This window comes from Streptomyces anandii JCM 4720, assembly GCF_014650655.1.
Lineage (GTDB): Bacteria > Actinomycetota > Actinomycetes > Streptomycetales > Streptomycetaceae > Streptomyces > Streptomyces anandii.
Map to the genome: position 1 here is coordinate 494105 of NZ_BMVJ01000001.1, position 21909 is coordinate 516013.

Here is a 21909-nt window from a genome sequence, read left to right on the forward strand (position 1 = left end):
GAGCACGCCGCCATCAGTGTGGCCGCCGCGGCGCACAGCGCCAGCCGTGTCCGCCCGCTCATACCCGTGCCTCCCCGAATCCCGCCCCGCCGGCCGTGCCGCCGGCCGGCCCGCCCGCGCCGCTCGTCGCGAGGCCCGCGGCCACGCCCGTGCGGGTGCGGTCGGCCTGGCGCCACACCTCGTCCAGCGCGGCCCCGCGCGGGACGGGCACGACCGTCCAGCCCGCCTCGCGCAGCATCCGCAGCCGCTGCCCGGCCCCGCCGCCACCGCCCGGACCGGGCACGTCGGTGGGCTCCCGCGTCCAGGCGGCGCTGTCCAGTACGAAGGCGACGGCGCCGCCGCTGCGCTGCCGCATCCGCGCGGCGAGGGCGGCCTGCTGCTCGTCCAGGTCGCCGAGGAAGGCCACGAGCAGGCCCTCGTTCCCGCCGCGCAGCACGTCGTAGGCGCGCGAGAGGCCCGCGCCGTCGGAGTGGTCGATCACCGCGAGGGTGTCCATCATCAGCCCGGCCGCGTCCGCCGACTCCTGGCCGCTGCCCGCGAAGCCGTCCCCGCCCTCGCCGGGCACCGAGCTGCCGGTGTCCGTCAGCAGCCGCACCGAGAAGCCCCGCTCCAGCATGTGCACCAGCACGGACGCGGCGCCCGACACCGCCCACTCGAAGGCCGAGTCCGGTCCCGCGCCGCGGAAGGCGATGGCCCGCGTGTCCAGCAGCACCGTGCAACGAGCGCGCTGCGGCTGCTCCTCGCGGCGCACCATCAGCTCGCCGTAGCGCGCGGTGGAACGCCAGTGCACGCGCCGCAGGTCGTCGCCGTAGCGGTACCCGCGCGGGATGACGTCGTCCTCGCCGGCCAGCGCCAGCGAACGCTGCCGTCCGTCGCCGTACCCCTTGGCCTCGCCGCTCAGCCGGACCGGGGCCAGCGGCTCCACGCGCGGGACGACGGTCAGGGTGTCGTACGCCGAGAAGGAGCGGGTCAGTTCGCACATTCCGAACGGGTCGGTCAGGCGCAGCTGCAGCGGGCCGAGCGGATACCGGCCGCGCAGATCGGAGCGGACCCGGTAGGACACCTCACGCCGGCCGCCCGGCTCGACCCGGTCGAGCACGAAGCGCGGGCGCGGCCCGAGCACGTAAGGCACGCGGTCCTGGAGCATCAGCAGTCCGGTGGGCAGCCGGGAGACGTTGTCCATGCGCAGGTGCACCCGCGCCTCGCTGCCCGCGGGCACACGCGCGGGGGAGAGCCGGCGGCTGCCGGCGACCCGGTAGCGCGTGCGGTACAGCACGGTCGCGCAGACCAGCGGGAGCGCGGCCAGCAGCAGACCGACCCGCAGCAGCTCGCTCTGCCCGAGGACATAGGCGCAGACGGCGGCGGCGACCCCGGCGGCGAGGAAGGAGCGGCCGCGGGTGGTCAGACCGGACAGCGCGGTGCGGACCCCGCCCCCGCCGTCCCGGTCGTCCTGGGTGTGCGGCGCGCCCGCGTCGGCCATCACAGCCTCCGCGGCCGCGGCCGGCCGAACTCCGGCGTGGTGTGCCGCGAGCCGAGACCGCCGGGCTGGGCCGCCGCGGGCACCGGGGTGTGCTGGATGATCTCCTCGACGACCTGCTCCGACGTGCGGCGGCTGAGCTGGGCCTGCGCGGTGGGCAGCAGACGGTGGGCCAGGACGGCGACGGCCAGCGCCTGCACGTCGTCCGGCAGCGCGTACTCCCGGCCGCTCAGGGCGGCCGAGGCCTTCGCGGCGCGCAGCAGGTGCAGCGTCGCGCGCGGTGAGGCGCCGAGTCTGAGGTCGGGGTGCGAGCGGGTGGCGGAGACCAGGTCCACCGCGTACCGCCGGACGGCCTCGGCCACGTGGACGCCGCGCACCGCCTCGATCAGCTTGACGATGTCGTGGGCGTGCGCCACCGGCTGGAGGTCTTCCAGCGGGGAGACGCCGCCGTGCACGTCGAGCATCTGCAACTCGGCCTCCACGCTCGGGTATCCCACCGAGACGCGGGCCATGAAGCGGTCGCGCTGGGCCTCGGGCAGCGGGTAGGTGCCCTCCATCTCGACCGGGTTCTGCGTGGCCACCACCATGAAGGGGCTGGGCAGTTCGTGGGTCTGGCCGTCGATGGTGACCTGGCGCTCCTCCATGGACTCCAGCAGCGCCGACTGGGTCTTGGGCGAGGCGCGGTTGATCTCGTCGCCGATCACGATCTGCGCGAAGACGGCCCCCGGCTTGAACTCGAAGTCCCGGCGCTGCTGGTCCCAGATGGACACGCCGGTGATGTCCGACGGCAGCAGGTCGGGCGTGAACTGAATGCGCCGCACCGAGCAGTCGATGGACCGTGCCAGCGCCTTGGCGAGCATCGTCTTGCCCACCCCGGGAACATCCTCGATCAGAAGATGCCCCTCGGCGAGCAGCACGGTCAGCGAAAGCCGTACGACCTCGGGCTTGCCCTCGATCACTCCTTCCACCGAAGCGCGGACCCGCTCCGCGGTGGCGGTCAGATCAGTGAGGCTCGCTCGATCGTCATAGGTCGTCACCCGGCCCTCCTCGGCCTCTTTCCGGGCCGACGCTCTGCTGTGCGGACCGGCCCACCCCGAAACACGGACACCACACGAGAACGGTTCCGCGCGATGCCACACCCCGCATTCTTGCCGCCGTTACCGATTCGTGTCACTCGCCTGTGGACAACTGGCTGCGATATGTCGGGTCTTACGGCCTTTTGCAGGTGAGGGCGGCGTGCCGGGTGCGTGGTCTCCGGGTGGGCCGGGCGTTCAGGAGGGGTCGATCTCGCGCAGCCGGCCGGTCTTGACGTCGAAGACGAAGCCCCGCACGTCGTCGGTGTGCTGGAGGAACGGCGAGGTGCGCACCCGCTGCATCGACTGCCGCACGTCCTGGTCGGCGTCGCGGAAGGCCTCCACGGCCCACGACGGCCGCTGCCCGACCTCCATCTCCAGGTCGTGCCGGAAGTCCTCGGTGATGGTCTGCATGCCGCAGTTGGTGTGGTGGATGAGCACCACGCGGCGGGTGCCCAGCGCCCGCTGGCTGATGGTCAGCGAGCGGATCACGTCGTCGGTGACCACACCGCCGGCGTTGCGGATGGTGTGACAGTCGCCGAGCTTCAGACCGAGCGCGGCGTGCAGGTCGATACGGGCGTCCATGCAGGCCACCACGGCGACCTGGAGCACGGGCCGGGCGTCCATGCCCGGGTCGGTGAACGCGTCGGCGTACCGCTCGTTGGCTTCGACAAGGCGGTCGGTGACGGAGCCGCCTTCTATGGCGCCCTCGGATCCGGCGGGAACTGATGCAGAAGTCGTCATACCCATGACGTTACAAGCGCCGCGGTCCCGTGGCCTGCTGTGGGACGGGACAAAGAACCCCATGGTGGCTTGTTGTGAGCGACTCCACACACAGGGCAAACCCACACCCGTCCGGGTGAATCCCGGTGAATCGCCGTGCGGCCGGCGCTCGGCCGGGCGACGCGCAGGCCGGTTGATTGACCGGGAGACAGGGTGGACTAAAGTGACGCGAAGCGGGAGGCGAGGCTCTCCCTGCTGACCTGCATTTCCCGGAGGCCCCGGCACCCGCCCGGACGAGGTCTCCCCACGTGCGCGGCGCGTACGTACGGCTCGGCCTCCTCCCGCTCCCGGCCGGCCGACGCTTCCGGCGCCGGCAGGCCCACCGCTTCCCGCGGTCGGGGACCCGGCGGTGCGTACGGCCCGCGCCGGAGCTGAGAGGGCCCCTTGAGCAACAGCCGACACGTCCCCGTGATGCTCCAGCGGTGCCTGGACCTGCTGGCGCCCGCCCTGGAGCGGCCGGGAGCGGTGGTCGTCGACTGCACCCTCGGCCTCGGCGGCCACAGCGAGGCACTGCTCGCCCGTTTCCCCGAGGCCCGGCTCATCGCCCTGGACCGGGACAAGGAGGCGCTGCGCCTGTCGGGTGAGCGCCTGGCCCCCTTCGGCGACCGGGCCACCCTGGTGCACGCCGTCTACGACGAACTGCCCGCCGTACTGGACCGGCTCGGTGTCCCGCGCGTGCAGGGCGTCCTGTTCGACCTCGGTGTCTCCTCCATGCAGCTCGACGAGGCGGACCGCGGTTTCGCCTACGCCCAGGACGCGCCCCTGGACATGCGCATGGACCAGAGCACCGGCGTGAGCGCGGCCGAGGTCCTGAACACCTACCCGCCCGGCGAACTGGTCCGCATCCTGCGCGCCTACGGCGAGGAGAAGCAGGCCAAGCGGATCGTGGCCGCCGTCGTGCGCGAGCGCGAGAAGGAGCCGTTCAGCAACAGCGCCCGGCTGGTGGAGCTGATCCGCGACGCGCTGCCGCAGGCCGCCAAGCGCACCGGCGGCAACCCGGCCAAGCGCACCTTCCAGGCGCTGCGCATCGAGGTCAACGGCGAACTCACCGTGCTGGAACGTGCGGTCCCGGCCGCCGTGAAGGCGCTCGGCGTGGGCGGGCGGATCGCCGTACTGTCGTACCACTCGCTCGAAGACCGCCTCGTCAAGCAGGTGTTCGCGGCCGGCGCCGCCTCGAGCGCGCCCCCCGGGCTCCCGGTCGTACCCGAGCGCTACCAGCCGCGGCTCAAGCTGCTCACGCGCGGTGCCGAACTTCCCACCGAGGAAGAGATCGCGGAGAACCGGCGGGCGGCACCGGCCCGGCTGCGCGGCGCCGAACGCATCCGGGAGGACGTCGAGTGAAGAAGGGGGACAGGTGAGCAGGAAACCCGAACTGAGGGGCCGGGCCGCACGACTGGCGCGGCTCTTCCCGGCGAACCGGCGACAGGCCGCCCGCACCCCCTTCGTCCTCCTCGTCGTGCTCCTCCTCGGCGGCGGCCTCATCGGCCTGCTGGTGCTGAACTCCGCGCTCAGCGAAGGCGCCTTCCAGCTCGACGACCTGCAGAAGGACACCAAGAACCTCACCGACGAGGAACAGGCCCTCCAGCGGGACATCGACTCCTACTCCGCCCCCGACGCCCTCCAGCGCCGCGCCCGCGAACTGGGCATGGTGCCCGGTGGGGACCCCGTCTTCCTGGGCCCCGACGGCAAGGTGAAGGGCGTCCCCTCGCCGGCCGCCGCCGACCGGTCCGCCCTCGAGGACGTGCCGGCCCAGTCGTCCACGGGCCTGCCGGCCTCACCCACACCCACGGACGGCGTCACGGCCACGGACGGCGCCACGAGCGCGGACGGCGCGCTCCCCGCGGACGGCGCGTCCCCCACCGGCACCCCGGACGCCGCCGTACCGCCCGGATCGCCGGGAGCCCCCGCCGTCGCGCCGGGCGCCGCCCGGACCGCCGGGACGCCCGCCGCCCCGCCCGGCGACCAGGCCGCCGCCCCGCCCGGCGACCAGGCCGCCGCGCCGGCCGTCCGGCTCGCCCCCCAGCCCGCCACGACCCCGACCCCCGGCAGGTGACGGAAGTGTCCGACAGGCAACCGCCGCGCCGCCGTGTGCCCGGACCCGCCAGGCCCGCCCGCCCCGGCACCCGGCAGCGCCCCGGCTCCGGCGCCCGCCCGGCCCGCCGCCCGAGCCAGGCCTGGCGGCCGCCGCCCACGCGCGTGCTCCGGCTGGGCAGCCCCCGCCCCCGGCTGCGCATGATCGCCCTCGCCTTCACGCTGGTGCTCATGGCGTTCGTCGTACGGCTGCTGCAGGTGCAGGCCGTCGACGCGAGCGCGTACGCCGCCAAGGCCGACGAGAACCGGTACGTCGTGCACACGATCGCCGCCGAGCGCGGCGGCATCACGGACCGCAACGGCGTGGCCCTGGCGACCAGCGTGGACGCCGACGACATCACGGCCGACCCGACGATGTTCACCCGCGACGAGCTGAAGATCGGCGACGGCCCCGAGCAGGCGGCCGCCCTGCTCGCCCCGATCCTCGGCCAGGACCAGGCCGCGCTCACCAGGAAGCTCCGTACGCAGAACACCCGCTACGTGCTGCTGGCCCGCCGGCAGACCCCGCAGGTGTGGAAGCAGATCAAGGACCTCAAGGCCGCGCTCGTCAAGAAGTCCGCCACCGACAAGTCCACCGTCAACGTCCTCGCCGGGGTCTTCGCCGACCCCAGCAGCAAGCGGGTGTACCCCAACGGGGACCTCGCCGCCGGGATACTGGGCTGGGTCAACGCCGAGGGCAAGGGCGGCGGCGGCATCGAGCAGCAGCTGAACGCCCAGCTGACCGGAAAGCCAGGGCAGGTCCGCTACGCCCAGTCCGGCGGGCGCGAGGTGCCCACCGCGGGCTCCACCGAGACGCCCGCGGTGGCGGGTTCCGACGTCGAGCTCACCATCGACCGCGACATCCAGTGGGCCGCGCAGAACGCCATCACCGACCAGGTGGAGAAGTCCGGCGCGGACCGCGGGTACGTCATCGTCCAGGACACCCGCACCGGCGAGATCCTCGCCATGGCGAACGCCCCGGGCTTCAACCCCAACGACCTCGCGCACGCCGACCCGGCGGCGCTCGGCAACGCCGCCGTGCAGGACGCCTTCGAGCCCGGCTCGACGGCCAAGGTGATGTCGATGGCCGCCGTCCTCGAGGAGGGCGCGGCCACGCCGCTCACGCACGTCGTCGTGCCCAACCGGCTGCACCGCGGCGACCGGCTCTTCCAGGACGACGTCGACCACGACACCTGGTACCTCACGCTCAACGGTGTGCTCGCCAAGTCCAGCAACATCGGCACCATCCTGGCCACCGGGCAGCTCGGCAAGACCCAGCCGGAGGCCAACCAGGCCCTCTACTCCTACCTGCGCGAGTTCGGCATCGGCCGGCCGACCGGGCTCGGCTTCCCCGGCGAGACCCGGGGCATCCTCGCGCCCGCCGGCAAGTGGTCCACCTCGCAGCAGTACACGATCCCCTTCGGCCAGGGCTTCTCCATGAACGCCGTCCAGGCCGCCTCCGTCTACTCGACGATCGCCAACGGCGGGGTCCGGATCCAGCCGACGCTGGTGCGCGGCACCAAGGGCCCCGACGGCCGCTTCACGCCCGCCGAGAAGCCGGCGAAGACCCGGGTGGTGAGCGCGAAGACGGCGAAGGAGCTCGCCCAGATGCTGGAGTCGGTGGTGGACGACGAGCAGGGCACCGGCATCAAGGCGCGCATCCCCGGGTACCGCGTCGCGGGCAAGACCGGTACGGCCAACCGCGTCGATCCGGCCACCGGCAGATATCGCGGCTACACCTCCTCCTTCGCCGGTTTCGCGCCCGCCGACAACCCCCGCATCACCGTCTACTGCGCCATCCAGAACGCCACCAAGGGCAGCTACTTCGGCGGCCAGATCTGCGGACCGATCTACAAACAGGTCATGGAGTTCGCGCTGAAGACGCTCCAAGTGCCGCCGACCGGTGCGCCGCCCGCGAACCTGCCCGTCGACTTCAAGCCATGACGGGCGCCGCGTCCCGCACCGCCTGTACCCACCGACCAGGAACCAGCCCGTGACAACGATCACTCCCGGGCCCGGCGAAGGGCCCTCGCTCCCGCCCCCGTCCCGGCCCTCACTTCGCTCCGGGGCGGGTACGCCCGGTACGCTCACCGCCGTGCCACACGCTGATCAGTCCCAAATCACCCAGAAGGGCGCTTCCGTGACGTATCCGGGACCGCCGCGACCGGCCCAGGTCTCCGCCACACCCCTCGCGGAGCTCGCCGGCCGGCTGGGTGTCCAGCAGCCGGAGGGCGCCGCCGAGGTCACCGGCATCACCCACGACTCGCGCGCCGTGCGCCCAGGTGACCTGTACGCGGCCCTGCCCGGCGCCCGCGCGCACGGCGCCGACTTCGTCACCCAGGCGGCGAGCCTCGGCGCGGCCGCCGTGCTCACCGACCCGGCCGGCGCGGAGCGCGCCGCCGCGACCGGCCTGCCGGTCCTGGTGACCGACGACCCGCGCGGGCGGATGGGCGAACTGGCGGCCGCCATCTACGGCGAGCCGGGCCGCGACCTGCTCCAGATCGGCATCACCGGCACCTCCGGCAAGACCACCACCGCCTACCTCGTCGAGGGCGGCCTGCGGACCGCGAGGTCCACCGGGCTGATCGGCACGGTCGAGATGCGCATCGGCGAGGAGCGCGTCAAGTCCGAGCGCACCACCCCCGAGGCCACCGACCTCCAGGCCCTGTTCGCCCTCATGCGCGAGCGCGGTGTCGAGGCGGTCGCCATGGAGGTCTCCAGCCACGCCCTCGTCCTCGGCCGGGTGGACGGCTGCGTCTTCGACATCGCGGTGTTCACCAACCTCAGCCCGGAGCACATGGAGTTCCACTCCGGCATGGAGGACTACTTCCAGGCCAAGGCGCAGCTGTTCACGCCCCGGCGCAGCAGGCTCGGCGTGGTCAACCACGACGACGAGTACGGCCGCAGGCTCGCCGCCGAGGCCACCGTCCCCGTGATCACGTACTCCGCCGAGGGGCACCCCGACGCCGACTGGCGCGCGGAGGACGTCCACGTCGGCCCGATGGACTCCACGTTCACCGTGCTCGGCCCCGAGGGGCAGCGGATCTCCGCGAGGTCACCGCTGCCCGGCCCGTTCAACGTGGCCAACACCCTGGCCGCCGTCGTCGCGCTGGCCGCCGCCGGACTCGACCCGCAGGCCGCCGCCGACGGGATCGCCGCCGTGCCCGGCGTGCCGGGGCGCCTGGAGCGCGTGGACGCCGGGCAGCCCTATCTCGCGGTCGTCGACTACGCGCACAAGACGGACGCCGTCGAGTCCGTCCTCAAGGCCCTGCGCAAGGTCACCAAGGGCAGCCTGCACGTGGTGCTCGGCTGCGGCGGCGACCGGGACCGCACCAAGCGAGCCCCGATGGGCGCCGCCGCCGCCCGGTTCGCCGACACGGCCGTACTGACCTCCGACAACCCCCGCTCCGAGGACCCGCTCGCGATCCTCGCGACCATGCTCGAGGGCGCCGCCTCGGTGCCCGCGCACGAGCGCGGCGAGGTGCTCCTGTTCGAGGACCGGGCCGCCGCGATCGCCGCCGCCGTGGGCCGGGCGCGCCCCGGCGACACCGTGCTGGTCGCGGGCAAGGGCCACGAGCAGGGCCAGGACATCGCCGGGGTGGTCCGTCCCTTCGACGACCGCCAGGTGCTCCGCGAAGCCATCCAGAACACCCAGGGATGAAAATCCTCAAGACCCAGGGGATGAACTTGTGATCGCCCTCTCCCTCGCCGAGATCGCAGCAGTCGTCGGCGGGCAGACGCACGACATACCGGATCCGTCCGTCCAGGTCACCGGACCCGTCGTCCGGGACTCCCGGGAGGCGGTGCCCGGCAGCCTCTTCGTCGCCTTCGCCGGCGAGCGCGTGGACGGCCACGACTTCGCCGCCGCCGTCGTCGAGGCGGGCGCCGTCGCCGTGCTGGCGTCCCGCCCCGTCGGCGTGCCCGCGATCGTCGTGGAGGACGTGCAGAGCGCCCTCGGCGCCCTCGCCCGCCATGTCGTCACCCGGCTCGGCGCGACCCTCGTGGCGCTGACCGGCTCGGCCGGCAAGACCAGCACCAAGGACCTCATCGCGCAGGTGCTGCGGACCAAGGCGCCGACCGTGTTCACACCCGGCTCGCTCAACAACGAGATCGGGCTGCCGCTGACCGCGCTCAGCGCCACCGAGGAGACCCGGTTCCTCGTCCTGGAGATGGGCGCCCGCGGCATCGGCCACATCCGCTACCTCACCGAGCTGACCCCGCCGAAGGTCGGCGTCGTGCTCAACGTCGGCTCCGCCCACATCGGCGAGTTCGGCGGCCGCGAGCAGATCGCCCAGGCCAAGGGCGAGCTCGTGGAGAGCCTGCCGGCGGCCGAGGAGGGCGGCACGGCGATCCTCAACGCCGACGACCCGCTGGTCCGGGCCATGGCCTCCCGTACCAAGGCGAAGGTGATCCTTTTCGGAGAGTCGGCCGAAGCGGACGTACGCGCCGAGAACGTGAGACTCACGGACACCGGACAGCCCTCGTTCAGGCTTCACACACCCTCCGGTGCAAGCGATGTGACCATGCGCCTGTACGGTGAGCACCACGTGTCGAACGCGCTCGCCGCGGCCGCCGTCGCCCATGAGCTGGGCATGTCCGCAACGGAGATCGCCACCGCGCTCTCCGGGGCGGGCTCCCTCTCCCGCTGGCGGATGGAGGTCACCGAGCGCCCGGACGGCGTGACCGTCGTCAACGACGCCTACAACGCCAACCCGGAGTCCATGCGGGCCGCCCTGCGCGCGCTCGTGGCGATGGGCAAGGGGCGGCGGACCTGGGCGGTGCTCGGCAAGATGGCCGAGCTCGGGGACGAGGCGCTCGCCGAGCACGACGCGGTCGGGCGGCTCGCCGTCCGGCTCAACGTCAGCAAGCTCGTCGCGGTCGGGGGCAGGGAAGCGTCCTGGCTGCAACTGGGCGCATATAACGAGGGTTCGTGGGGTGAGGAGTCGGTGCACGTGTCCGACGCACAGGCGGCGATCGACCTGTTGCGCAGCGAGTTGCGCCCGGGGGACGTCGTACTCGTGAAGGCGTCCCGTTCGGTCGGTCTGGAGGGCGTTGCCCAGGCGCTCCTCCAGACCGGTGCCGAGGGTGAGGTCGCCGGCCGATGATGAAGCAGATCCTGTTCGCGGGAGTCATCGGCCTGTTCCTGACGCTGGTCGGCACGCCGCTGCTGATCAAGCTGCTGGCCCGCAAGGGCTACGGCCAGTACATCCGCGACGACGGCCCGCGCGAGCACGCCAGCAAGCGCGGTACGCCGACCATGGGCGGCATCGCCTTCATCCTGGCGACGGTCGCCGCCTACTTCCTGTCCAAGGTGATCACCGGCTACGCCCCGACCTACTCGGGGCTGCTGGTGCTCGGCCTGATGGTCGGGATGGGCCTGGTCGGCTTCCTCGACGACTACATCAAGATCGTCAAGCGCCGTTCGCTGGGTCTGCGCGCCAAGGCGAAGATGGCCGGCCAGCTGATCGTCGGCATCGCCTTCGCGGTGCTCGCGCTGCAGTTCTCCGACAACCGCGGCAACACCCCCGCCTCCACGAAGCTGTCCTTCATCACCGACTTCGGCTGGACCATCGGCCCGGTGCTGTTCGTGATCTGGGCGCTGTTCATGATCCTCGCGATGTCGAACGGCGTGAACCTCACCGACGGCCTCGACGGTCTGGCCACCGGCGCCTCCGTGCTGGTCTTCGGCGCCTACACCTTCATCGGCGTGTGGCAGTTCCAGGAGTCCTGCGCCAACGCGATGACCCTGACCAACCCCAACGCCTGCTACGAGGTGCGCGATCCGCTCGACCTCGCGGTCGTGGCCTCCGCGCTGATGGGCGCCTGCCTCGGCTTCCTGTGGTGGAACACCTCCCCGGCCAAGATCTTCATGGGCGACACCGGCTCGCTCGCGCTCGGCGGTGTGCTCGCGGGCCTGGCGATCTGCTCCCGCACCGAGCTGCTGCTCGCGCTGCTGGGCGGCCTCTTCGTGCTCATCACCATGTCGGTGGTCATCCAGGTCGGCTCCTTCCGGCTCACCGGCAAGCGTGTCTTCCGGATGGCGCCACTGCAGCACCACTTCGAACTCAAGGGCTGGTCCGAAGTGCTCGTCGTGGTCCGTTTCTGGATCATCCAGGGCATCTGTGTCATCGTCGGACTGGGCCTCTTCTACGCGGGATGGGCAGCGGACAAGTGACCGACTGGCAGGGGAAGAACGTCACCGTCGCCGGACTCGGCGTCTCCGGGATCCCGGCGGCCAGGGTGCTGCACGGCCTCGGCGCGAAGGTCACCGTCGTCAACGACGGCGACGACGAGCGCGCCCGGACGCAGGCGGCCGAACTGGAGTCCCTCGGCGTCACCGTGCGCCTGGGCGACGCCCGCGGCGAAGCCGCCATGGGACGCAGTACCCTGCCCGAGGGCACCGAGCTGATCGTCACCGCGCCCGGCTGGAGGCCGGACAACCCCCTGTTCCGGGCCGCCGAGAAGGCGGGCGTCCCGGTCTGGGGCGACGTGGAACTGGCCTGGCGGCTGCGCGGCCACGACAGCAGGAAGGCGGCCCCCTGGCTCGCCGTCACCGGCACCAACGGCAAGACCACCACCGTGCAGATGCTCGCCTCCATCCTCAAGGCGGCGGGCCTGCGCACGGCCGCCGTCGGCAACATCGGCGTCTCCCTGCTCGACGCCGTGCTCGGTGAGGAGGAGTACGACGTGCTCGCCGTCGAACTCTCCAGCTACCAGCTGCACTGGGCGCCCTCCCTGCGCGCCCACTCCGCGGTCGTCCTCAACCTCGCCCCCGACCACCTCGACTGGCACGGCTCCATGGAGGCCTACGCCGCCGACAAGGGCCGGGTCTACGAGGGCAATCGGGTCGCCTGCGTCTACAACACGGCCGACAAGGCCACCGAGGACCTGGTGCGCGAGGCGGACGTCGAGGAGGGCTGCCGCGCGATCGGCTTCACCCTCGGCGCCCCCGGTCCCTCCCAACTCGGCGTCGTGGACGGCATCCTGGTCGACCGTGCCTTCGTCGAGGACCGGTACAGGAACGCCCAGGAACTCGCCGAGGTCTCCGACGTCCGGCCGCCCGCCCCGCACAACATCGCCAACGCTCTTGCCGCCGCGGCCCTCGCGCGCGCCTACGGCGTGCCCGCCAAGGCGGTCCGCGACGGCCTGAGGTCCTTCACCCCGGACGCCCACCGCATCGCGCACGTGGCCGACGTGGACGGCGTCGCCTACGTCGACGACTCCAAGGCGACCAACACCCACGCGGCACAGGCCTCGTTGGCGGCGTACGAGTCGATCGTATGGATCGCGGGCGGGCTCGCGAAGGGCGCGACCTTCGGCGAACTGGTCGCCGAGTCGGCGAAGCGGCTGCGCGGCGTCGTCCTCATCGGCGCCGACCGCGCCCTGATCCGCGAGGCCCTCGCGCGACACGCCCCCGAAGTCCCCGTCGTGGACCTCGACCGGACCGACACTGGGGCGATGCTCCAGGCCGTCCAGGAGGCCCGGCGGCTCGCCCGGCCCGGCGACACGGTACTGCTGGCCCCGGCCTGCGCCTCCATGGACATGTTCGCCAACTACAACAAGCGCGGCGACGCGTTCGCTCGGGCCGTACGCGAACTCGGCGCCTGACCCGGCCGCCTGCCGCTGCCGGGCGATCCTGGGAGGGACGCGTGCGACCTTCACGGCCGACGTACAGCGGAGGCGCAGATGCCCGCTAGCCCCGGCAGCCGCACCGGCCGCCCGCCCGCGCAGCGGACCGTGAAGCGGCCCGCCGCCGCCCGGGGCGGCCGCGCCGGAACCGTACGGAGCCTGGTGATCCGGGCCCGCAAGGCCTGGGACCGGCCGCTGACCGCGTACTACCTCATCCTCGGCGGCAGTCTGCTGATCACCGTCCTCGGCCTGGTGATGGTCTACTCGGCCTCCCAGATCACCGCGCTGCAGATGGCGCTGCCGGGCTCGTACTTCTTCCGCAAGCAGCTGCTCGCCGCCGTGATCGGGGCCGGGCTGATGGTGGCCGCCTCGCGGATGCCGGTCAAACTGCACCGGGCGCTGGCCTATCCGATCCTCGCGGGCGCGGTGTTCCTGATGGCACTGGTGCAGGTGCCGGGGATAGGGATGTCGGTCAACGGCAACCAGAACTGGATCTCGCTCGGCGGCTCCTTCCAGATCCAGCCCAGCGAGATCGGCAAGCTGGCGCTGGTGCTGTGGGGCGCGGACCTGATCGCGCGCAAGCAGGAGCGGCGGCTGCTCACGCAGTGGAAGCACATGCTGGTGCCGCTCGTGCCCGTCGCCTTCATGCTGCTCGGCCTGATCATGCTCGGCGGCGACATGGGCACCGCGATCATCCTCACCGCGATCCTGTTCGGCCTCCTGTGGCTCGCCGGCGCGCCCACCCGGCTGTTCGTGGGCGTGCTGTCGATGGCCGCCGTGATCGGCACGATCCTGATCAAGACCAGCCCCAACCGGCTGGACCGCTTCGCCTGCGTCGGCTCCAGCGACGCGAGCCGGTGCTGGCAGGCCGTGCACGGCATCTACGCCCTCGCCTCCGGCGGGATCTTCGGCTCCGGGCTCGGCGCGAGTGTGGAGAAATGGGGGCAACTGCCCGAAGCCCACACCGACTTCATCTTCGCCGTCACCGGTGAGGAACTGGGCCTGGCCGGGACGCTGTCGGTGCTCGCCCTGTTCGCGGCTCTAGGCTATGCGGGTATCCGCGTGGCCGGACGCACGGAGGACCCCTTCGTGAGGTACGCCGCGGGAGGCGTGACCACCTGGATCACCGCGCAGGCGGTGATCAACATCGGTGCGGTGCTCGGCCTGCTGCCGATCGCCGGCGTCCCGCTCCCGCTGTTCTCCTACGGAGGATCCGCCCTGCTGCCGACCATGTTCGCCATCGGGCTGCTGATCGCCTTCGCGCGGGACGAGCCCGCTGCGCGGGCGGCACTTGCCATGCGGCAGCCCCGCTTTGGTAGAAAGCGGGCGGGAGGCCTGGCCTCCGGCCGCAGGACCGGCCGGAAGCCCGACCGGAGGACCGGCCGGAAGCCCGAGGGGGCGTCCGGACGGGAGTCCGGGGGCGAGCCTCGGAGATGGAACACGATGCGACGGCGTGCCTCGGCGGCGCGCTCGTCCGGAGAGCGGTGAATTTCGGTGCATGTCGTACTCGCCGGCGGAGGTACCGCGGGCCACATCGAGCCCGCGCTCGCCCTCGCGGACGCCCTGCGCAGGCAGGACCCGACCGTGGGGATCACGGCCCTGGGCACGGAGCGGGGCCTGGAGACCAAGCTGGTCCCGCAGCGGGGCTACGAGCTCGCGCTGATCCCGGCGGTGCCGCTGCCGCGCAAGCCCACCCCCGAGCTGATCACCGTCCCGGGCCGGCTGCGCGGCACCATCAAGGCCACCGAGCAGATCCTGGAGCGCACCAAGGCCGACGCCGTGGTCGGCTTCGGCGGCTATGTCGCGCTGCCCGGATACCTGGCCGCCAAGCGGCTCGGCGTGCCCATCGTGATCCACGAGGCCAACGCCCGCCCCGGCCTGGCCAACAAGATCGGCTCGCGCTACGCCGCCCAGGTAGCCGTCTCCACCCCGGACAGCAAGCTGCGCGGCGCCCGCTACATCGGCATCCCGCTGCGCCGCTCCATCGCCACCCTGGACCGCGCCGCCATGCGCCCCGAGGCCCGCGCGATGTTCGGCCTCGACCCCAACCTGCCCACGCTGCTGGTCTCCGGCGGCTCGCAGGGCGCCCGCCGGCTCAACGAGGTGGTGCAGCAGGTCGCGCCCTGGCTCCAGCAGGCGGGCATCCAGATCCTGCACGCGGTCGGTCCCAAGAACGAACTGCCGCAGGTGCACCAGATGCCGGGCATGCCCCCCTATATCCCGGTAAGTTACCTGGACCGGATGGACCTCGCGTACGCCGCGGCCGACATGATGCTCTGCCGCGCGGGCGCGATGACCGTCGCCGAACTCTCCGCCGTCGGACTGCCGGCCGCCTACGTTCCGCTGCCCATCGGCAACGGCGAGCAGCGGCTGAACGCCCAGCCGGTGGTGAAGGCCGGCGGCGGACTGCTGGTCGACGACGCGGAACTCACCCCCGAGTGGGTGCAGCAGAACGTCCTGCCCGTGCTCGCCGATCCGCACCGGCTGTACCAGATGTCCCGCGCCGCGAGCGAGTTCGGCCGCCGGGACGCCGACGAGCTGCTCGTCGGCATGGTGTATGAGGCGATCGCCTCGCGCCGTTAGGACCATATGAACGAAGGGGCTTGAAGCGTGGCCGGACCGACGACCGCCGAGCGCGGTGAACGCCAGCAGGAGTCGTCCGGCCCGCCCCTGGTCCGCCGGCTCAGACGCCTGCGCCGGCCGCACCTTCGTACGATCGTCATTCTGGCCACGGTCGTGGCCCTGCTCGCGGGCGGCTCCCTGTGGATCCTCTACGGCTCCAAGTGGACGCGGGTGGAGCGCGTCTCCGTCTCCGGCACCCGGGTCCTCACGCCCGCGCAGGTGCGCACGGCCGCCGAAGTGCCCGTCGGGGCGCCGCTGATCTCCGTCGACACCGACGCCATCGCGGCGCGACTGCGCAGAGAATTGCCCCGAATTGACACGGTCGAGGTCGTTCGCTCATGGCCCCATGGAATCGGGCTGAATGTGGTCGAGCGGACCGCCGTCCTGGTCGAGGAAAAGGCCGGGAAGTTCGTGGAAGTGGACGCCGAAGGTGTCCGATTCGCCACGGTTTCGCAGGCGCCGAAAGACGTTCCGGTCCTTCAATTGTCACTTTCCCGCTCGGCCTCGTCGGCGGCGAGCCTGCGCCGCTTCGACGAGGGCCGCCTGGTGCGCGAGGCGGTCGGGGTCGCCGGGCGCATTCCCGGGGAGGTCGCCCGGCAGACACGGGTCGTCAAGGTCCGTACCTACGACGACATCTCGCTGGAGTTGACCGGTGGCCGCACCGTCGTCTGGGGCAGCGGTGAACAGGGCGCGCAGAAGGCCCGGGCGCTCGCCGCGCTGATGAAAGCGGCCCCCGGCGCACGGCACTTCGACGTCTCGGTCCCCACCGCCCCCGCGTCATCAGGGAGTTGACGCGCATCCGTGCAGGCCAGCACCCTGGTTGGGCAGCGCTATGGCTGATCACATAGGGTGAAAAGAAAAACGGGAGGTTCGGCGTGTTCGTTGAACGTGCGCCACTTGTCGACTTAGTGTCCTGTTCGGAAGAGTCCAGGGAACAGACACACTGGTAACCCTAAACTTCAGGGTTAGGGTTCGGGTCGGCGTTCGGACCGTCCCATTCGGCATCTGCCGTCACGGCGCGGGCATCCGCGCGGCGACGGCAACGTAATTCGAGGCGAGAGGCCTTCGACGTGGCAGCACCGCAGAACTACCTCGCAGTCATCAAGGTCATCGGTGTCGGCGGCGGTGGTGTCAATGCCATCAACCGGATGATCGAGGTCGGTCTCAAGGGCGTCGAGTTCATCGCCATCAACACCGACGCACAGGCGCTGTTGATGAGCGACGCCGACGTCAAGCTCGACGTCGGCCGCGAACTCACCCGCGGACTCGGCGCGGGCGCCAACCCGGCCGTGGGCCGCAAGGCCGCCGAGGACCACCGCGAGGAGATCGAGGAGGTCCTCAAGGGGGCCGACATGGTCTTCGTGACGGCCGGTGAAGGCGGCGGCACCGGCACCGGCGGCGCGCCCGTCGTGGCCAACATCGCGCGCTCGCTGGGCGCCCTCACCATCGGCGTGGTCACGCGCCCGTTCACCTTCGAGGGACGGCGCCGCGCCAACCAGGCCGAGGACGGCATCGCCGAGCTCCGCGAAGAGGTCGACACCCTCATCGTGATCCCCAACGACCGGCTGCTGTCCATCTCGGACCGCCAGGTCAGCGTGCTCGACGCGTTCAAGTCCGCGGACCAGGTGCTGCTCTCCGGTGTGCAGGGCATCACCGACCTGATCACCACCCCCGGCCTGATCAACCTCGACTTCGCCGACGTCAAGTCGGTCATGTCCGAGGCCGGTTCCGCCCTCATGGGCATCGGCTCGGCCCGCGGCGACGACCGCGCGGTGGCCGCGGCCGAGATGGCGATCTCCTCCCCGCTGCTCGAGGCCTCCATCGACGGCGCCCGCGGCGTCCTGCTCTCCATCTCCGGCGGCTCCGACCTCGGCCTGTTCGAGATCAACGAGGCCGCCCAGCTGGTCAGCGAGGCCGCCCACCCCGAGGCCAACATCATCTTCGGCGCGGTCATCGACGACGCCCTCGGCGACGAGGTCCGGGTCACCGTGATCGCGGCCGGCTTCGACGGCGGCCAGCCGCCGGCCCGCCGGGACAACGTGCTCGGCTCGTCCTCGGCCAAGCGCGAGGAGCCGGCTCCGGTACGGCAGCCGGAGAGCCGCCCCACCTTCGGCTCGCTCGGCAGCGTCACGCCGAAGGAGGAGCCGGAGCCCGCCGCGCCCGAGCCGGTGAGCGACCTCCCGGCCGCCGCCCCGCCGGTGACCCCGGCGCCGCGGACCTACACGGACAGCGCGGCCGAGGAACTGGACGTACCGGACTTCCTGAAGTGATAGGACAGCGCGACACCGTGAGCGGCGCGCACTTCGCCTTCACCGACCGGTGGGGCGGGGTGAGCGCCGTTCCGTACGAGGAGCTCAACCTCGGCGGCGCGGTCGGCGACGACCCCGGCGCCGTCGGCGCCAACCGGGAACTGGCCGCCAAGTCCCTGGGGATCGACCCGGCCCGCGTGGTCTGGATGAACCAGGTGCACGGCGCGGACGTGGCGGTGGTGGACGGCCCCTGGGGCTCCGCCGCCGAGATCCCCGCCGTGGACGCGGTCGTGACCGCGCGCCGGGGCCTCGCCCTCGCCGTGCTCACCGCCGACTGCGTGCCCGTGCTGCTGGCCGACCCGGTCGCCGGGGTGGCCGCCGCCGCGCACGCCGGACGGCCCGGGATGCTCAAGGGCGTGGTGCCGGCCGCCGTCCGCGCGATGCGGTCGCTCGGCGCCGACCCGGCCCGGATCGTCGCCCGCACCGGGCCCGCCGTCTGCGGCAGGTGCTACGAGGTGCCGGACGCGATGCGCGCCGAGGTGGCCGCCGCGGAACCGGCGGCGCACGCCGAGACCAGTTGGGGCACACCCGCGGTGGACGTGTGCGCCGGTGTGCACGCGCAGCTCGAACGCCTCGGGGTGCGCGACCGGCAGCAGTCGCCGGTGTGCACGCGGGAGTCGGACGACCACTTCTCCTACCGCCGGAACCGCACCACCGGGCGGCTCGCGGGCTACGTCTGGCTGGACTGATGGGACATGAGCAACCGTAAGGACGAACTCGCCGCGAACCTGGCGAAGGTGAACAGACGCATCGCCGAGGCCTGCGCCGCCGCCGGCCGGCCCCGCGAGGAGGTGACCCTCATCGTGGTCACCAAGACCTACCCGGCCTCGGATGTGCGGATCCTGTCGGAACTCGGTGTGCTCCATGTCGCCGAGAACCGCGACCAGGACGCGGCGCCCAAGGCCGCGGAATGTGCGGATCTGCCCTTGAGTTGGCATTTTGTCGGTCAACTTCAGACCAACAAGGTGCGCTCGGTGGTCGGTTATGCCGACGTCGTGCAGTCCGTCGACCGCGCCCGGCTGGTCACCGCGCTGTCGAAGGAGGCCGTGCGCCAGGAGCGGGAGACCGGCTGCCTGATCCAGGTCGCGCTGGACGCGGGCGAGAGCGGCCGCGGGGAGCGCGGGGGTGTCGGACCCGCGGGAATCGGGGAGTTGGCCGATCTGGTGGCCCGCTCCGAGGGGCTGCGGCTCGACGGTCTGATGACCGTGGCCCCGCTCACGGGCGAGTACGCCGGACGTCAACGAGCCGCCTTCGACCGGCTCATGGATTTGTCGACTGACCTGCGCAGAACCCATCCGGCTGCCACCATGGTCTCGGCAGGGATGAGTGCGGACCTCGAACAGGCCGTGGCCGCCGGGGCGACACATGTGCGCGTCGGCACCGCGGTACTCGGAGTCCGCCCCGGGCTCGGGTAACGTCGCCAGGAAGTCGGACCACAGCAGAAAATATGGTCAATACCGCCGAAGAAGGCGCAACGACCTCGTGGATCGCGGGGACTTGGCGGTCGTCAGCGGATCCACCACAGAGCGGAGGACTCAGAGCATGGCCGGCGCGATGCGCAAGATGGCGGTCTACCTCGGCCTCGTGGAGGACGATGGGTACGACGGCCGGGGCTTCGACCCCGACGACGACTTCGAACCCGAGCTGGACCCCGAACCCGAGCGGGACCGCCGACGGCACGAGCCGTCGCATGTGACACATCAGTCACAAAGGGACGAACCGGTACGGGTGGTGCAGCCTCCGGCGCCACGCGAACCGGTGTCGCATTCCGCTTCGCTCCCGGCGGAATCCGGCCGCCCGGCGCGCATCGCGCCCGTGGCGTCCATCACACAAGACCGCTCAAGCCTGGAGAAGAACGCACCGGTGATCATGCCCAAGGTCGTGTCGGAACGTGAGCCGTACCGGATCACCACGCTGCACCCCCGGACCTACAACGAGGCCCGTACCATCGGGGAACACTTCCGTGAGGGCACCCCGGTGATCATGAATCTGACTGAGATGGATGACACAGACGCGAAGCGACTTGTCGACTTTGCGGCCGGTTTGGTGTTTGGTCTTCACGGCAGCATCGAGCGGGTGACGCAGAAGGTGTTCCTGTTGTCGCCTGCTAACGTCGATGTCACGGCGGAGGACAAGGCCCGCATCGCAGAGGGCGGGTTCTTCAACCAGAGCTGAGACGCACCACCGGAAACAGGCACGGAACAGGGGAGAGGGAAGCACCGATCATGGGCGTGGCCATGGAGGTTCTCTACATCGCGCTGATGGTGTTCCTCATCGTGCTCATCTTCCGGCTGGTCATGGACTACGTGTTCCAGTTCGCCCGCTCGTGGCAACCCGGCAAGGCGATGGTGGTCGTTCTGGAGGCCACCTACACTGTCACCGATCCACCGCTGAAGCTTCTGCGGCGGTTCATCCCGCCGCTGCGTCTCGGGGGCGTGGCGCTAGACCTGTCCTTCTTCGTACTGATGATCATCGTCTACATCCTGATCTCCATCGTGGGAAACCTCGCGAGGTGACTGTGGACGATACGGTCTTGCCGACTGCCGATGACTACGTTGAGGTGAAGAGATGCCGTTGACCCCCGAGGACGTGCGGAACAAGCAGTTCACGACCGTCCGCCTCCGAGAAGGCTATGACGAGGACGAGGTCGATGCCTTCCTCGACGAGGTCGAAGCCGAGCTGACCCGCCTGCTCCGCGAGAACGAGGACCTGCGCGCCAAGCTGGCCGCGGCCACGCGTGCCGCTGCTCAGAACCAGCAGAACATGCGCAAGCCCCCGGAGGACCAGCAGCATCCGCAGCAGCACCCGCAGCAACACCCCCAGCAGGGCATGCGAGGTCCCGGCGCTCCCGTGCCCGCCGGCATATCGGGCCCGCCGCAGCAGCAGATGGGCGGCCCCATGGGTGGCCCGCCCCAGCTGCCGAGCGGTGCCCCGCAGCTGCCCGCCGGCCCCGGCGGTCAGGGTCCGCAGGGTCCCGGTCCGATGGGTCCGGGTCCGATGGGTCCCGGTCCGATGGGCCAGGGCCCGATGCAGGGCCAGATGGGTCCCGGCCCGATGGGCGGCCCCATGGGCGGCCCCGGTCCGATGGGCCAGGGTCCCGGTGGCGACAGCGCCGCGCGCGTCCTGTCGCTGGCCCAGCAGACCGCCGACCAGGCGATCGCCGAGGCCCGCTCCGAGGCCAACAAGATCGTCGGCGAGGCGCGTTCGCGTGCCGAGGGTCTCGAGCGCGACGCCCGCGCCAAGGCGGACGCGCTGGAGCGGGACGCGCAGGAGAAGCACCGCGTCGCGATGGGCTCCCTGGAGTCCGCTCGCGCCACGCTGGAGCGCAAGGTCGAGGACCTGCGCGGCTTCGAGCGCGAGTACCGCACGCGTCTGAAGTCGTACCTGGAGTCGCAGCTGCGCCAGCTGGAGACCCAGGCCGACGACTCGCTGGCCCCGCCGCGCACACCGGCGACCGCGTCGCTGCCGCCGTCCCCGGCGCCCTCCATGGCCCCGGCCGGCGCGAGCGCCCCGTCGTACGGCGGCAACCAGACGATGGGCGGCCCGCCCAGCCCGTCCGCCCCGTCCTACGGCGGCCAGCAGCAGATGTCCCCGGCGATGACCCAGCCGATGGCACCGGTGCGTCCGCAGGGCCCGTCCCCGATGGGCCAGGCCCCCTCGCCGATGCGCGGCTTCCTGATCGACGAGGACGACAACTGACGGGCCCGCAAGGGTCCAGGTGATCAATAGGCGTCGGCAGCCTGTGGAACGGCCCCGGAGGGATCTCCCTCCGGGGCCGTTCCTGTGTGCTTGGGCGGGGGCGGGGAGGCTTGGGGCCCGCGGGCGAAGCCGCACCCCGGGGGGCGCGGGGAACTGCGCCTCCAGCCCCCACCGCCCCGCGCCCGGAAAACGCTCTCCGCACCGCCCCTGTCAGGGGGCCTGGGAGCAAAGCCCCCAGGCACGGGAC

Annotated in this window: 19 protein-coding genes; 16 read left to right on the forward strand and 3 right to left on the reverse strand. The window is 71.9% G+C overall.

Annotated features, from left to right (window positions below; all coding sequences use genetic code 11):
- Window positions 1–58: 58 nt before the first annotated feature.
- The 3 genes from IE249_RS02240 to IE249_RS02250 all read right to left on the reverse strand — a co-directional run bounded on the left by IE249_RS02240 (window position 59) and on the right by IE249_RS02250 (window position 3294).
- Window positions 59–1480, reverse strand: a complete 1422-nt coding sequence (locus tag IE249_RS02240) for a DUF58 domain-containing protein (protein WP_189703034.1) — start codon at window positions 1478–1480, stop codon at window positions 59–61.
- On the reverse strand, window positions 1480–2514 hold the full coding sequence (locus tag IE249_RS02245; RefSeq protein WP_189703035.1) for an AAA family ATPase: 1035 nt from the start codon (window positions 2512–2514) through the stop codon (window positions 1480–1482). Before IE249_RS02245 ends, IE249_RS02240 begins: the two co-directional genes overlap by 1 nt.
- Window positions 2515–2748: 234 nt before the next feature.
- Window positions 2749–3294, reverse strand: a complete 546-nt coding sequence (locus IE249_RS02250) for a beta-class carbonic anhydrase (RefSeq protein ID WP_189703036.1) — start codon at window positions 3292–3294, stop codon at window positions 2749–2751.
- A 423-nt stretch (window positions 3295–3717) separates the two neighbouring features.
- Here IE249_RS02250 and rsmH point away from each other — a divergent pair, with 423 nt between their 5' ends.
- From rsmH to IE249_RS02330, 16 genes are all read left to right on the forward strand, one after another.
- Window positions 3718–4674, forward strand: coding sequence for a 16S rRNA (cytosine(1402)-N(4))-methyltransferase RsmH (rsmH, locus tag IE249_RS02255; RefSeq protein WP_189703037.1), 957 nt, complete (start codon window positions 3718–3720; stop codon window positions 4672–4674).
- A 13-nt stretch (window positions 4675–4687) separates the two neighbouring features.
- A complete protein-coding gene (gene ftsL, locus IE249_RS02260) occupies window positions 4688–5386 on the forward strand; it encodes a cell division protein FtsL (RefSeq protein ID WP_189703038.1) in 699 nt (232 codons plus the stop codon).
- Window positions 5387–5391: 5 nt separating this feature from the next.
- The gene (locus IE249_RS02265; protein ID WP_308434297.1) at window positions 5392–7347 is read left to right on the forward strand and encodes a peptidoglycan D,D-transpeptidase FtsI family protein; all 1956 of its coding nucleotides are present in this window, start codon (window positions 5392–5394) and stop codon (window positions 7345–7347) included.
- A gap of 196 nt (window positions 7348–7543) precedes the next feature.
- On the forward strand, window positions 7544–9064 hold the full coding sequence (locus IE249_RS02270; RefSeq protein WP_189703040.1) for a UDP-N-acetylmuramoyl-L-alanyl-D-glutamate--2,6-diaminopimelate ligase: 1521 nt from the start codon (window positions 7544–7546) through the stop codon (window positions 9062–9064).
- Between the two features lie 28 nt (window positions 9065–9092).
- Window positions 9093–10508, forward strand: a complete 1416-nt coding sequence (locus IE249_RS02275) for a UDP-N-acetylmuramoyl-tripeptide--D-alanyl-D-alanine ligase (protein WP_189703041.1) — start codon at window positions 9093–9095, stop codon at window positions 10506–10508.
- Window positions 10508–11578 carry a phospho-N-acetylmuramoyl-pentapeptide-transferase gene (mraY, locus tag IE249_RS02280; protein WP_189703223.1) on the forward strand — a complete coding sequence of 357 codons (1071 nt, stop codon included), beginning with the start codon at window positions 10508–10510 and terminating at the stop codon, window positions 11576–11578. The genes IE249_RS02275 and mraY overlap by 1 nt, the downstream gene beginning before the upstream one ends.
- The gene (gene murD, locus IE249_RS02285) at window positions 11560–13011 is read left to right on the forward strand and encodes a UDP-N-acetylmuramoyl-L-alanine--D-glutamate ligase (protein ID WP_189703042.1); all 1452 of its coding nucleotides are present in this window, start codon (window positions 11560–11562) and stop codon (window positions 13009–13011) included. Before mraY ends, murD begins: the two co-directional genes overlap by 19 nt.
- 78 nt (window positions 13012–13089) lie before the next feature.
- Window positions 13090–14520, forward strand: coding sequence for a putative lipid II flippase FtsW (gene ftsW, locus IE249_RS02290; protein ID WP_189703043.1), 1431 nt, complete (start codon window positions 13090–13092; stop codon window positions 14518–14520).
- A gap of 6 nt (window positions 14521–14526) precedes the next feature.
- A complete protein-coding gene (gene murG / locus IE249_RS02295) occupies window positions 14527–15615 on the forward strand; it encodes an undecaprenyldiphospho-muramoylpentapeptide beta-N-acetylglucosaminyltransferase (protein WP_189703044.1) in 1089 nt (362 codons plus the stop codon).
- Window positions 15616–15642: 27 nt separating this feature from the next.
- The gene (locus IE249_RS02300; protein WP_189703045.1) at window positions 15643–16446 is read left to right on the forward strand and encodes a cell division protein FtsQ/DivIB; all 804 of its coding nucleotides are present in this window, start codon (window positions 15643–15645) and stop codon (window positions 16444–16446) included.
- Between the two features lie 278 nt (window positions 16447–16724).
- Complete coding sequence (gene ftsZ / locus IE249_RS02305) at window positions 16725–17924, forward strand: cell division protein FtsZ (protein ID WP_189703046.1); 1200 nt, start codon at window positions 16725–16727, stop codon at window positions 17922–17924.
- Window positions 17921–18652 (forward strand): peptidoglycan editing factor PgeF, encoded by a 732-nt coding sequence (gene pgeF, locus IE249_RS02310; RefSeq protein WP_189703047.1) that lies wholly within the window; start codon window positions 17921–17923, stop codon window positions 18650–18652. The genes ftsZ and pgeF overlap by 4 nt, the downstream gene beginning before the upstream one ends.
- A gap of 6 nt (window positions 18653–18658) precedes the next feature.
- The gene (locus IE249_RS02315; protein ID WP_189703048.1) at window positions 18659–19378 is read left to right on the forward strand and encodes a YggS family pyridoxal phosphate-dependent enzyme; all 720 of its coding nucleotides are present in this window, start codon (window positions 18659–18661) and stop codon (window positions 19376–19378) included.
- Window positions 19379–19505: 127 nt separating this feature from the next.
- Window positions 19506–20138, forward strand: a complete 633-nt coding sequence (locus IE249_RS02320; RefSeq protein WP_189703049.1) for a cell division protein SepF — start codon at window positions 19506–19508, stop codon at window positions 20136–20138.
- Between the two features lie 50 nt (window positions 20139–20188).
- Window positions 20189–20479 carry a YggT family protein gene (locus IE249_RS02325; protein ID WP_189703050.1) on the forward strand — a complete coding sequence of 97 codons (291 nt, stop codon included), beginning with the start codon at window positions 20189–20191 and terminating at the stop codon, window positions 20477–20479.
- 52 nt (window positions 20480–20531) lie between these two features.
- Complete coding sequence (locus tag IE249_RS02330; RefSeq protein ID WP_189703051.1) at window positions 20532–21662, forward strand: DivIVA domain-containing protein; 1131 nt, start codon at window positions 20532–20534, stop codon at window positions 21660–21662.
- Window positions 21663–21909 lie beyond the last annotated feature (247 nt).

Bases quoted from the DNA above. Each gene is read 5' to 3' on its own strand.
- ftsW (WP_189703043.1), top strand. From the start codon at position 13,090: ATGCCCGCTAGCCCCGGCAGCCGCACCGGCCGCCCGCCCGCGCAGCGG.
- IE249_RS02320 (WP_189703049.1), top strand. From the start codon at position 19,506: ATGGCCGGCGCGATGCGCAAGATGGCGGTCTACCTCGGCCTCGTGGAG.
- IE249_RS02240 (WP_189703034.1), bottom strand. From the start codon at position 1,480: ATGGCCGACGCGGGCGCGCCGCACACCCAGGACGACCGGGACGGCGGG.
- IE249_RS02315 (WP_189703048.1), top strand. From the start codon at position 18,659: ATGAGCAACCGTAAGGACGAACTCGCCGCGAACCTGGCGAAGGTGAAC.
- IE249_RS02325 (WP_189703050.1), top strand. From the start codon at position 20,189: ATGGGCGTGGCCATGGAGGTTCTCTACATCGCGCTGATGGTGTTCCTC.
- IE249_RS02330 (WP_189703051.1), top strand. From the start codon at position 20,532: ATGCCGTTGACCCCCGAGGACGTGCGGAACAAGCAGTTCACGACCGTC.
- IE249_RS02250 (WP_189703036.1), bottom strand. From the start codon at position 3,294: ATGACGACTTCTGCATCAGTTCCCGCCGGATCCGAGGGCGCCATAGAA.
- mraY (WP_189703223.1), top strand. From the start codon at position 10,508: ATGAAGCAGATCCTGTTCGCGGGAGTCATCGGCCTGTTCCTGACGCTG.
- murD (WP_189703042.1), top strand. From the start codon at position 11,560: ATGGGCAGCGGACAAGTGACCGACTGGCAGGGGAAGAACGTCACCGTC.